Genomic DNA, 12,402 nt, shown 5'->3' with positions numbered 1-12,402 from the left:
GTTGAATTGAAAATGCGGTTTGACACACTTTTTTGAACGTTCCCGCAGAAATACAACTATGTATTGTACATCAGATAAGAAATTCACTGAAATATGCATCGAGCAAAGATGTGAAAATTTTCATGAATGATTTGAAAAAAATATACCGTGCTGCAAGTAGAGAAATTGCCGAAAATTATTTGCTTGAGCTAGAGGAAAAATGGGGAGAAAAATATACTTTAGTTTTGGGAGAATAATTGGGAAAATCTGTCTAGTTATTTTAAATATTCCGGCCCTGTAAGAAAATTAATTTATACCACAAATCCTATTGAAGGGTTACATAGACAGATCAGAAAATTTACTAAAACTAAGGGCTCATTTACTAGCACAAATGCCTTGTATGAACAGGTATATTGTGCTATAAAAAAGGTAGGAGAAAAGTGGGCTATGCCTATACATGATTGGGCTTTGACTATGTCTCAACTTGATATCTTTTTTTCTTATAGAGTTGAATTAAAAATGCGGTTTGACACAGTTTATTTAACCATACGTGTCAAGTTAAGAGATTGTGAGCAAATTTAGAGAAGTTAAGGTAGATACCCTAGTTTTTCTGTACTTGTCTTTTAATGAAAATTGCAACCAAGTTATGGTAAGCTTTTTGAGAAAAATATTTAAGCTTTTAATTTTATTATTTAGTGCTAAAAATAACTCTCTAACCCGTCTTTTTAGCTCAATAAATGCCTTTGTTAAGCTAAGCTCCGTATTTTTTTCAGTTCTGTGCAACCCACTATTCCATGAAATATAAGAATTGCACACAATTTGGCATATAGCTCACATAATACTCTGTATGGCTTTCCTCTCAGCTTATCAAGCCTTATATTACTCTTATATAATTTGAACAATAATTCAATTTGCCATCTTATTCGGTAAACTACTAGTATTTGCTCAGCATTAATCTTACTTTTTGGAACATTAGTTATAAATATCAACCAATTTAGTAACTTTTGGTTCCTTTGAGAAGATCATGTGATCTTGCTAACCTATTAGCCTTTCTTCTTCTAGCCATAGCTTGTTCTTCAGTTAGTTTTTTAAATATAATTCTCACTTTAACCCTTGTCTCTTTTCCTAACAATACCTCCTGTTCTAGAAAAGATCGATCTTCCAAATGTTCTAGTAAATCTATTTTTTGACCTGTCTCTATATCATATATATTCGTATCAGATTTATAACGACTGATAAAATAAGCTCCTGCTTGACTGATCTGCTCAAAAGAACTTGGCACGAAATAACCCAAATCAGATATTAGTAAATCGTTGCTCGATATATTGCTTAAATGGCTTCTATAACCCTGATCTGACCTTATTCCTTCAAGTTATATTAAGCTGGTCTAATGTCTGGTTTAGGTAGTCAAAAACTAATTGTAACTTTATTCCAGACTTAGTATTGCTTTCATAACCACTGTAGCTGGTACCATAACCTTTATACATGTCTTCCATACTGTTAGGTAAGCTAATATAGCTGCTGTCTAATAATTTAATACCTCCAAAGTGCTTCAAGATTCTGCAATCAACTTGTAAGGTATTTTTAAGTAACGTTAAAATACATTCTTTTCATGAATTCCACTGCTTCCTTGGTAAATCTAAAGTCCAGACCTTGTTTTGTTATATTTATCGAGTCTTCATTCAATAATTGACACACTGTCTCTATACTACAATTATCAACTCCCATATTACCCAAAACGATGGCTTTTATGAACGACGAGCCTTTTAGCTTCCTCTTTCTTTTTATGAACCCTGTTTTAGCTGAGATTTTATCTGCTTTTTCATTAAAAAACTCTTTGAGCTTTTTTGAGATGCAAACTATTCTTTTCATTGTATAAGTTCTCCGTTTTCTTTGTTAAATTTAAGAGAACTTATATCTTCTTTTTCTTTTCTTTACATCAACTTTACCTCACTTCTTCTTAACTTGACGCGTATGGTTTATTTAACACTCCCTTTTTGAAAGTTACAGATCGCTAAAAATATTTAAACAACTAATTTTTATAACTTTGTACCAATAAAACTATTCCCACCTTAATTATCAAACAGTAACGTATAGAACTACAAACTTTTGTATATTAAGAAATTGTTTAAATTGCATACCTGGCTACTATGTCCCCTACTTCCAAGATAAAGTACCTTTCACTAAAAAATATTGAATTTAATTTTTGTAATCACTTAAGTCTAGTATTATTTTGTTAATGTATCGTTCATTTGCATCCTTGATGATAAATTTTATACCATTTTTATATCTTATAACTTCATCTACAGAAGGTACCTTACCAGCAATTGAAAGAACCAAACCACTAAGTGTGGCATAATGCTCTTCAGAGTCACATAACTCTATTTTTAGATTTTCCTCTATATCCTTTATAAGGGCCCTTGCCGATATTTCAAACTTATTTTGAGATGATTCAGTAATGGTGTGTTCTGAATTTGCCTCATTCTCGTTATCAATATTTGGTATCAATTCTTCTATAAGATCATTTATCGAAATTAAACCATCAGTTCCGCCATATTCATCCAGTACAATAGCTAAATATGACTTGGAAGATTTCATTCTAACAAAAAGATTTGTTGCTTTCATTGAGGCTGGGACAAATATTACATTTTGTATAATAGTTTCTCAGATTAAAATCTTTATTCTTATTGAAAATGATATCTTTTACGTAAAAAAAGCCTATTACGTTGTCAAAGTTATTCTTATAAGTTGGTATCTTAGCATGGTAAGTGTTTTTCACCTTCTTTATTACCTCATCCTTGCTCGATTCAATGTCTACTGCACATATCTCCTTACGTGGAGTCATTATATCCATGATACTACAATCACGGAATTTTAATAGACTATTAAGTATGTCAAGACCTGACAGATCACCCATTAATGCCTCAGTCGCACATTTTTTTAACACAGAAGTTTTGTTGAAGAGAAAGAGAAAAATTCTGTATGCTATTTTTTCTACTAAAGTTCTTTTCTTATTCAATTTATTCCCTTCAATGGTGAAAATATCTTTAGATAAGGTCTATCAAGAAAACTGTTATTAAATGTTTAATAAGCATGTGAATAATGTCAAATTAATTTGTGAATTATTTGTTGACATAAAATACTAACAATTGATCAACAATTTTTTCAATGACATATACATAATTATATAACAATCCATGATAGTAAAGCTTTTTTCCATAAAAGAAAATTACTAACATTCTAGACATCTTACTTATACACATAAATCATAAAGGAAAATCAATAGTATAGAGAAGTTATTAACATATTTATCCACAAGCTAAGTAATACTAACTTTTACTGAATTTTAAGTTAATAACAATTTATTGATAGAACTACTACTACTGTTATACTTTAGTTTAGATAAAAAGTAGATAAAGTAGATTGAAAAGAAGTAAAGCAAAAATAGCAAGAATCATCAGCCAAAACGAGTCAGATGAAAAAGTTCCTATTTGGTTAATGCGTCAGGCTGGTAGGTCTCTTCCTGAGTATCGGAAGGCAGTGGAAAACATGAATAATTTCATGGAGATATGTTATAGCACAGATTTGGTAACAGAGTTAACGTTACAACCAATAAGAAGGTTCAACATGGATGCAGCGATAATTTTTTCTGATATTTTGATAATAGCTGACATTTTAGGTTGTAATGTAAATTTTATTCGAGGTGTGGGTCCAATAATAAGACCTATAGAAAGTGCTAAAGAATTGAAGAGTCTACAAGGAATTGAATCTAACACATTACCAATCCTAAATGCTATAAAAGAAGTAAGAAGCCAGTTGCCAGAAGAAAAATCGCTTATAGGCTTTGCTGGAGGGCCGTGGACGGTAGGTTCATACATCATAGAGGGCGGTGGTAGTAAAACTTTTTCCAAGGTGCTAAATTTTTGTCCATTGGCACTAGAGGAAATAATAAAAAAAATAACGGAAGCGACAATTATTTATCTGATCAAACAGATAGAGTTTGGAGCAGATGTTATTCAGTTATTTGACAGCAATGCTGGTGTATTGAAGGGAAAACTATTTGAAAGATACATCATCAAGCCAACAAAGGAAATTGTTTTGGCAATAAAGAGTAGATTTCCTAATTTTCCAATAATAGGTTTTCCGCGCTCTGCTGAAAATCTTTATACAGATTACTGCGAACAAACAGGCGTATCTGCAGTAAGTATAGATTATAATGTTCCAATAGAATGGGCGAAAGAAAATCTAAAAATTCCTCTGCAAGGGAACCTTAATCCTAGTCTTTTGGCCTACAATAAGTCAGAAGCAATTGAAGAAGCAAAGCGTATAATAGATTGTTTTAGAGGGTTACCTTTTATATTTAATCTTGGACATGGAGTGCTTCCTGATACTCCGGTTGAAAATATTGCTGAATTAGTGGACCTAGTAAGAAACTACTAAAACTCTTGTATGAAAAGCCTTTATGAGGGTGGAATGAAAACCTTACTTGACAAACCTCATTCTCTTCCTTACTATAACGATAGGAGTATTCATCCTTGTTTTTGGGCTCAACGACAAAATTCAGTAAAAAAACTCAAATATTTATTGGCAAATTACAAAAAATTATAGCGGCTGCATGTCTTTTTTATTTTTTCTACATTCAGCCAAATCGCTCTTATTTTAAGCGTTAGCACATTATTACAGTGCCAATTTACATTATTAAAACTCGCTATACAGGGGTTTATTTGCCTTTTTCAATTTATTAAGCTTTTTAATATCTATATTTAAGAATACAAAAATACCAACCTTTATGTAAAATAATAAAACTTCTAGCTTTTTTGTTGTGTAGAGTTTATCATTTTTATTTAACTTTAGTGAGATTATGTCAGACCTTGCAAAAAGGATGTCTCTGATAAAACCGTCGCCTACAATTGCTGTGACCGATAAGGCAAACAGACTAAAAAGCGAAGGAAAGAAAATTTGCGTTTTAGCTGCGGGAGAGCCGGATTTTGACACTCCAGATCATATAAAAAAGGCAGCTATTCAATCGATAAATGAAGGCAAAACTAAATATACTGCTGTTGATGGAACGCATGAGCTTAAAGGGGCAATAATCAATAAGTTAAAAAGGGATAACAATCTAGAATATACACTGAACCAAATTTGTGTCGGCGCAGGTGCTAAGCAGGTGTTATTCAACTTATTTATGGCAACAATTGACCCTGGAGATGAGGCTATAATACCAGCTCCTTATTGGGTTTCGTATGTTGATATGGTAAATCTTTTTGGCGGACTGCCAGTTATTGTAGAGTGCAAACAAAACTTTAAGCTTACACCGGAGTTACTGGAAAGCAATATAACTGAGAAAACTAAATGGTTAATTCTTAATTCACCGAACAATCCAGCAGGAATTGTCTATACATATGATGAATTGAAAAGCATAGCGAGAGTATTGCTTAAACATCCACATGTGAATGTTGTTACAGATGATATTTATGAGCACATAGTATACGACGAAAAGTTTTTTACCATTGCTAAGATTGAGCCAAAACTTTATGATAGAGTTTTTGTGGTCAATGGAGTATCAAAAGCCTATGCAATGACTGGCTGGAGAATAGGTTATATTGCAGGTAGGAGTGATATAGTAAAAGCTATTTCTACACTGCAGTCTCAAAGTACTTCTAACCCAAATTCAATAGCACAAGCGGCAGCAGTTGAAGCGTTAAACGGTGATCATAGTTTTTTGAAAGAAAGAACAAAAATCTTTAGGGACCGTAGAGATTTTGTAGTAAAAAAGCTAAATTCTGCTTCAGGCTTGTCAGCATCTATTCCACAAGGTGCATTCTATTTGTTTGTCTCATGTGAAGGTTTATTGGGTAAGAGTACGAAAAGTGGTAAAGTAATAAATAGTGATCTTGATTTTGCCGAATATTTATTAGAAGATCATTTAGTTGCTGTTGTTCCAGGAATTGCATTTGGTCTGAAAAATTTTATCAGAATTTCTTATGCAACCTCTCAGGAACAATTAGAAATTGGATGTGATAGTATTACTAAAGCATGCGAAATGCTAAGTTAACTTTTTAATATTCCTATATATAATATTTCAGTAAGATAGAGTTGATTTATGGCTTGGGTGTATTTGCTATTAGCTGGTTTGGTTGAAATAATATGGACCACAGCACTGAAATATAGCAATGGCTTTACTCGTGTTATACCTGTAGTAATTATTTTAGTTAGCGGTTCTGTGAGTCTTTACTGGCTATCGTTAGCAATGAAGTCTATTCCTCTTGGAACATCTTATGCAGTTTGGACTGGTATAGGCTCTATAGGTGCAGCGATAATAGGAATAATGTTTTTTAATGACCCAGTAAATTTGGGGCGTTTATTTTCCCTTGCTTTGGTAGTGCTGGGTATCATAGGATTAAAAGTATTTTCCAATTAAAAAAAATTAAGTACGTCTATTTTACCATTTCAGGACTTTCTACTAAAGTTGCTTTGGATTTTTCAGTTCTCGAAGAGGGCATTCCTATTGATTTAGAAAGTACCTTTCTAATGTTCAATATTTCATTTTTCTCATTTTGTTGGATTAAGTTAATATCGTTTATTTTATTCACTAAATCTTTTCCTTCCTTTAAAATTTTTAAATCGCTTTCGTTGATGTGATGCTCATCGTTAAATTCTGCAACGATCTCTTTCTTCTTTGGATGAGTGTTTAAGAATTCCATCACCTGATATTTGGCGAAGGCTTGAACAAATTTCTTATTAAATCTTGAATCGTTATGTAATTCTTCTAGGCTTTCATCATATTGTTTTGCTTCGTTTATAGTAAGCTTTATTATTTCTTCTACGCTGCTTAAGAGTTCCCTGTACAACTTGTCGTATCTATTGCCTGTGTGTGCGGTAAATGTTTGTTCAATGTATTTTGTTGTGTAGTTTTGTAGTGTGTTGTCTGCTGTGTTTATATTCATTCACTCACCTTGCTTTTATATTATATTTTACACACGAAAAGGTTAATATTTAGTTAACTGTAGCGTTTCTGATACTGAATTTCATTGAAAATTATATTATTTAAAATATAATTGTTATCACGAAATAAAAGCGTAAGTAAAATGAATTTTGTAACAAAACTAAAACTTATAGTAAAAAAAATAAAGCTTAAGATGAACAAGGGTAAAATTATAAAAATCCTTATCATCTGTGGTATAATTTTTTTCATATACCTTATCCATGAACCAGTTATAGATATGCTAAAAGGTCTCTTTTAGAAAGATACTCGGATTAGAGTAGCTATCTACAAAAGTGTTGCTCCTTGCTGATAAAATACCTATAATCCTGTTTTTAGGTAATATCAGCATTGCAGAGAAACTTTTTCATATGGTTGCTAGCATCACTATTTTATGCATACCAGTATATATTACGTGTAATTCCAAATATAATCGCACCTGGATTAATAACGAAATTTAACATAAGTATTACAGATGTTGGTCAATTTGGTGGGCTATATTATATAGGCTATACGCTTGCTCACATACCTGTTGGTCTTGCCCTTGATAGATTTGGGCCAAAGTTTGTTTTGCCTGCGTGTATTGTCTTAACGTTTGCTGGGACATTACCACTAATATGCTTTGATGAGTGGTATTACTCAATACTTGGTAGAATGATTGTTGGAGTTGGGTCATCTGCTTCGGCAATTGGGCTCTTTAAAGTTGCAAGTATGTATTTCTCACAAGAAAAATCAGCAAGGATGGCTAGTTTATCTATAATAATAGGGTTACTGGGAGCTATTTATGGTGGATTACCTCTAGACTTCTTGCTCAATAAATTTGGTTGGAATTATGTTATATATACTTTCTCAGCGTTTGGTTGTTTGCTTGCTCTGTTGTTGCTTTTAATAACGCCAAAAAGTAACATAGAGGAGAGTAGAAATGACAACATACTTCAAGATTTAAAGACTGTACTTTTCAATAAACATATCATTCTAATCAGCTTTTTTGGTGGCTTAATGGTTGGACCATTAGAAGGTTTTGCTGATGGTTGGGCAAAAGCGTTCTTATGTGAAGCATATCAAATGACCGGGGATCTGGCATCTTCGCTTTCTTCCCTTATGTTTATAGGTATGGGGGCTGGATCATTCTTTCTCGCTTATTTACTGGAGAAGTATCCAGACAAACATTACGAGGTGATTATTGCGTGTTCTTTTGCAATGATCGCTAGCTTTCTTTTGCTTTTTACACAAGTTGGCGGTTTATATATTGCATTACCTACACTTCTTGTTATCGGCTTTGCATCTGGGTATCAGGTAATTACTATTTACAAGGCAATAAGTTATGTAAACAATAACTTGGTAGGCTTGGCCACAGCTGTATCAAACATGATAGTTATGGTTTTTGGCTATTTTTTTCATACTGGAATTGCAAAAATAATAGACTTATGTTGGAATGGAACGGTAATACAAGGAAATCCTTTGTATGGTACTGATTTGCTGGTAAAAGCAATATCAATTATTCCTGTATGTCTGCTTTTGGCTGTTTTTGGATTTATGTGGTTAAGGAAAAGGTCTTATGACAATTGCTTCAGAAAGGATTTGTAACTCTGGAAATAATTTAAAGTCTTGTGATAATGAAGTTTATCTCTCTATAGAGAAGGAACTGCAGCGTCAAAGATCGCAGTTGCAATTGATTGCATCGGAGAATTTTGCAAGTAAAGCAGTGATGGAAGCACAGGGTTCTTTTCTGACTAATAAATATGCAGAAGGTTATCCTGGTAAAAGATATTACTGTGGCTGTGAGTATGTAGATGAAGTTGAAAATCTGGCTATAGAAAGGCTTTGTAAGCTGTTTGGTGTTAAATTTGCAAACGTTCAACCTCACTCTGGTTCTCAGGCAAATCAAGCAGTGTTTGCTTCACTACTTGCTCCGGGTGATACAATACTTGGATTGTCACTGAATTGTGGTGGACATTTAACTCATGGTGCAGCACCAAACCTTTCTGGTAAGTGGTTTAAGTCGATCCAGTATACAGTTAATAGAGACACTTACCTGCTTGATATGGATGAGGTGGAAAGGCTAGCGCTGGAGCATAAACCGAAGCTAATCATTGCTGGTGCTTCTGCTTATCCAAGAGAAATAGATTTCGAGCGCTTTCGCAAAATTGCGAATAAAGTTGGTGCATATCTGCTTGCAGATATTGCTCACTATTCAGGGCTTATTGCTGCAGGTTGTTACCCATCACCTGCCAAATATGCGCATGTTATAACTTCAACAACTCACAAGACTCTACGAGGTCCTCGTGGCGGAGTGGTAATGACAAATGATGAAGCGTTACATAAAAAAATTCAGTCTGCAGTTTTTCCAGGGTTGCAAGGTGGACCGCTTATGCATGTGATAGCTGCAAAAGCTGTTGCATTTAAGGAAGCATTAGCGCCAGAGTTTAAAACTTATAGTAAAAAAGTTGTGGAAAATGCGAAAGTGTTAGCTCAAGCGCTGCAAGGGCATGGGCTGAACATTATAACCGGTGGCACTGACTCTCATATAGTGCTAGTTGATTTAAGATCACGGAAATTGACTGGAAAAGACGTTGTGAATAGCCTTGAAAGAGCTGGCATTACCTGCAATAAAAACTCCGTGCCGTTTGACACAGAAAAACCAACCATTACTTCAGGGCTCCGTTTTGGTACCGCTGCTGAGACAACACGCGGACTTGAGAAAAAAGATTTTAAAGAGATAGCTGATCTGATAAATGAAATAATTCAGGGATTAATTGATGGAAATAGCCTTGATATTGAAAGAGCAGTAAAAACTAAAGTTGAAAGGATTTGTAGTAATTTTCCTATTTATTAATTTATTTGGCATTCAAATTTCCTTCCTTTACTTTGGATTAAACTATTGTATAGTGATTTTATAGCTCTTTAATTTTATGATAAATGTACCTAGCATAGAGAGTTGTGATTTTCACAATAAAAATGTTCTGCTCAGGGTTGACTTCAATGTTCCTATAAAAAATGGAAGAATTTGTGATGCCACTCGTATTTTGAGAGCTCTACCTACCATTCAATATTTAGCAAATGCGGGTGCAAAAGTTATTGCTATCTCACATTTTGGGCGTCCAAAAGCCAAAGACAGTAACTTATCGCTAAAAAACGTAGTTGAAACTTTATCGCGGCTGCTAAGCAAAGAAGTGAAATTTATTGATGATTGTATTGGTGAGAGAGTACAAAGAGCAATAAATGCGATGGATGGAGGAGATATAATATTACTAGAGAATCTGAGGTTTTATAAAGAAGAAGAGCAGAATGATTCAAATTTTGCTAAACAATTAGCATCTCTAGCAGATATATATATAAATGATGCGTTTTCTTGCTCTCACAGAGCTCACGCTTCTATTTCACGCATTACGGAATTTTTACCTTCTTATGCAGGATTTTGCTTGCAAGATGAGCTAAAGTATCTTGAGCAAGCTATATCGTTTGACGCTAAACCTATTACTGCGATAGTTGGTGGAGCTAAAATATCAACTAAAATAAAAATGCTTATAAAGCTAGCAGAAAAGGTTGATTACCTTATTCTGGGCGGCGCAATTGCTAATAATTTTTTGTTATTTAATAAAGTTAATATAGGCAAGTCTTTTTTTCAAAATGGCGTTGATGATCTTCTGCACGATATTGTTGAGACGGCAAATAAAAACAATTGCAAAATAGTTGTGCCAGAAGACGTTTTGGTTGCAGTAAATTCTGATTATAGCACTGGCGTTTTAAGAAAAACTGAATCCATTTTGGACGGTGATATAATTTTAGATATCGGACCTCAAACTTTAAGCACAATAAGCGGTATAATAGCAAGCAGTAAAACTCTGCTGTGGAACGGACCTATTGGTGTTTTTGAACATTCAGCTTTTGCAAATGGTACAGTAGAGGTGATGAGAGTAGTAAGTGATTTGACACACGAAGGAAAATTAACCAGTGTAATAGGGGGAGGAGATAGCCTATCTGCAGTAAATGCTGCAGGTCTTGCCGATAAAGATTTTACATATATTTCAACTGGTGGGGGAGCGTTTTTAAGTTGGCTAAGTGGTGATGAGATGCCAGGACTGCGATCAACATTAGATTAAAACTTTTTTAAGTTGTTGCTTATACCCTAGCTTCTTTGTGAATATGATTATGTCGAAAATAGCTAAGTTAATCTTGTGCTTGATAATACCAGTAATAGGATTTGTTTTTTACATTAAGGAGCACTATCTTGATGGTACAAATTCACGAATTAGTTTTGAGCCGTTTTTCAAAACAGATTCTTCAGATCCAGACTATATTCCACCACTTCAGGAGCTGACTGATTTTGATAGAGGAGTATTAAGAGTTTGTGGAGATTGGGGAACACACCCTGATGAAGAAGATTTCAGAATTTTACTTGATTGTCCGCAGCATCAAGAAGTGCTGAAAAGGATATACGATAAGCTCGATCATCAAGTGGCTACACCAAATGCAGGCTTGGGGTTATTTAAAGATGAATTGACTAAGATTTGGTTTACAAATAGCGGAGTTGAGAAAGAAACTATAGGATTTGGACATATTTTTTGTGGTGAACCAGATAGATTGGGACTTGGTGGTATGCATTTTGTAGGTAGATATGTTGAGGCTCAAGAAAATAAGTGGGCGGGTGCAATTTGGGGTAATAAATCTCTGTGCAATAAATTAGATATTAAGCCACCTGTTTACACGTTTGGAATGAAATACTTAGGTAAGGGTGGAGAAGTAAAAGTTAAGTGCCCAAATGGGTATGCACATAACCTTCATGCTGATGATATTTTAGTTTCTGCAACTAAGGCGTTTAAGGAATTGGGAAAAGATGGAATGTGTCTGTATAAAATGGAAGATGCCAATTATCAATCAGTGTTTGTGAGAAAGAATGACGCTATACTTACGTTCTATCCTGACTTAACACCAAAATGTAATGATAAAAGTACTAATTGTAGCTGTAGCAAGCCTTGATTAGCTGAAAAAAAGTAAACATTTTATGCGTATTATGTTAATTTAGTTATATTGTGGGCAATTTGTAAAGCTGCATGAGACTTATAGTAAAAAAATGTTTGTCTGTTTTATTTCTGTTGCTGCTTGTAGCGCCTCTTGTATATGGACAACAATCTTGTTTAAGTGATATTGAGAACGATTTTCAAGATTTGAAAACATCATTAAAAAATCCAATATTTTTAGATCCTGCACCGAGTTTAAATTATGATGATAGAGAAGGCAAAAAAGTGTTGATGGTGGTGGTGCACCATACCGAATCACCAACATTAAAAAGCACAAAATGCGCATTAAATTCTTCAGGGATATCAGTACAGCTTATTGTTGATAGAGATGGTAGCATTACTCTGATGGTTCCACTTGAAAAACGAGCATGGCATGCTATAGTATTTTCTAAAATGGATGATAAAGTTCCATTATGGTAT

The 12,402-nt window shown here is 33.9% G+C and carries 9 protein-coding genes and 3 pseudogenes; 9 read left to right on the top strand and 3 right to left on the bottom strand.

Going from position 1 to position 12,402, the window contains the following annotated elements:
* Positions 1 to 44 precede the first annotated feature (44 nt).
* Positions 45 to 561 (top strand): annotated as a pseudogene (locus tag JR312_RS02915) (transposase); the annotation flags it as partial.
* On the opposite strand, the pseudogene JR312_RS02910 reads toward JR312_RS02915, so the two are convergent.
* Positions 538 to 1,851 (bottom strand): annotated as a pseudogene (locus tag JR312_RS02910) (IS4 family transposase). The pseudogenes JR312_RS02915 and JR312_RS02910 sit on opposite strands and share 24 nt — an antisense overlap.
* Positions 1,852 to 2,178: 327 nt before the next feature.
* A pseudogene (locus JR312_RS02905) lies at positions 2,179 to 2,998 on the bottom strand (transporter associated domain-containing protein).
* 404 nt (positions 2,999 to 3,402) lie between these two features.
* Between JR312_RS02905 and hemE the strand changes: the two are divergent.
* The 3 genes from hemE (at position 3,403) to JR312_RS02890 (ending at position 6,400) form a co-directional block, all read left to right on the top strand.
* Positions 3,403 to 4,419 carry a uroporphyrinogen decarboxylase gene (gene hemE / locus JR312_RS02900; protein WP_264330671.1) on the top strand — a complete coding sequence of 339 codons (1,017 nt, stop codon included), beginning with the start codon at positions 3,403 to 3,405 and terminating at the stop codon, positions 4,417 to 4,419.
* 421 nt (positions 4,420 to 4,840) lie between these two features.
* Positions 4,841 to 6,034, top strand: coding sequence for a pyridoxal phosphate-dependent aminotransferase (locus JR312_RS02895; RefSeq protein ID WP_264330672.1), 1,194 nt, complete (start codon positions 4,841 to 4,843; stop codon positions 6,032 to 6,034).
* A gap of 48 nt (positions 6,035 to 6,082) precedes the next feature.
* The gene (locus JR312_RS02890) at positions 6,083 to 6,400 is read left to right on the top strand and encodes a DMT family transporter (RefSeq protein WP_211907571.1); all 318 of its coding nucleotides are present in this window, start codon (positions 6,083 to 6,085) and stop codon (positions 6,398 to 6,400) included.
* 16 nt (positions 6,401 to 6,416) lie between these two features.
* On the opposite strand, the gene JR312_RS02885 is transcribed toward JR312_RS02890, so the two are convergent.
* The gene (locus JR312_RS02885) at positions 6,417 to 6,926 is read right to left on the bottom strand and encodes a hypothetical protein (RefSeq protein WP_341813375.1); all 510 of its coding nucleotides are present in this window, start codon (positions 6,924 to 6,926) and stop codon (positions 6,417 to 6,419) included.
* Between the two features lie 386 nt (positions 6,927 to 7,312).
* Between JR312_RS02885 and JR312_RS02880 the strand changes: the two genes are divergently transcribed.
* From JR312_RS02880 to JR312_RS02860, 5 genes are all read left to right on the top strand, one after another.
* Positions 7,313 to 8,548, top strand: a complete 1,236-nt coding sequence (locus JR312_RS02880; RefSeq protein ID WP_416647679.1) for an MFS transporter — start codon at positions 7,313 to 7,315, stop codon at positions 8,546 to 8,548.
* Entirely contained in the window at positions 8,520 to 9,797 is a 1,278-nt protein-coding gene (glyA, locus tag JR312_RS02875; RefSeq protein WP_264330675.1) for a serine hydroxymethyltransferase, read from the top strand. The genes JR312_RS02880 and glyA overlap by 29 nt, the downstream gene beginning before the upstream one ends.
* 79 nt (positions 9,798 to 9,876) lie before the next feature.
* On the top strand, positions 9,877 to 11,064 hold the full coding sequence (locus JR312_RS02870) for a phosphoglycerate kinase (RefSeq protein WP_416647681.1): 1,188 nt from the start codon (positions 9,877 to 9,879) through the stop codon (positions 11,062 to 11,064).
* Between the two features lie 49 nt (positions 11,065 to 11,113).
* Positions 11,114 to 11,941: an EndoU domain-containing protein gene (locus JR312_RS02865; protein WP_416647678.1), complete on the top strand. Its 828-nt coding sequence runs from the start codon at positions 11,114 to 11,116 to the stop codon at positions 11,939 to 11,941.
* A 74-nt stretch (positions 11,942 to 12,015) separates the two neighbouring features.
* Positions 12,016 to 12,402, top strand: a 387-nt coding sequence (locus JR312_RS02860; protein ID WP_416647677.1) for an N-acetylmuramoyl-L-alanine amidase, incomplete at its 3' end; no start/stop codon positions are given.

The sequence above is a fragment of the Wolbachia endosymbiont of Nasonia giraulti genome (assembly GCF_048054155.1).
GTDB lineage: Bacteria > Pseudomonadota > Alphaproteobacteria > Rickettsiales > Anaplasmataceae > Wolbachia > Wolbachia pipientis_C.
Note: the sequence above shows the minus strand (reverse complement) of the source record. Positions and strands in the feature narration are given on the sequence as shown.

What these genes read in the sequence shown, in the direction of transcription:
- JR312_RS02865 (WP_416647678.1), top strand. Translation starts at nt 11,114, where the DNA reads ATGTCGAAAATAGCTAAGTTAATCTTGTGCTTGATAATACCAGTAATA.
- glyA (WP_264330675.1), top strand. Translation starts at nt 8,520, where the DNA reads ATGACAATTGCTTCAGAAAGGATTTGTAACTCTGGAAATAATTTAAAG.
- JR312_RS02885 (WP_341813375.1), bottom strand. Translation starts at nt 6,926, where the DNA reads ATGAATATAAACACAGCAGACAACACACTACAAAACTACACAACAAAA.
- JR312_RS02890 (WP_211907571.1), top strand. Translation starts at nt 6,083, where the DNA reads ATGGCTTGGGTGTATTTGCTATTAGCTGGTTTGGTTGAAATAATATGG.
- JR312_RS02895 (WP_264330672.1), top strand. Translation starts at nt 4,841, where the DNA reads ATGTCAGACCTTGCAAAAAGGATGTCTCTGATAAAACCGTCGCCTACA.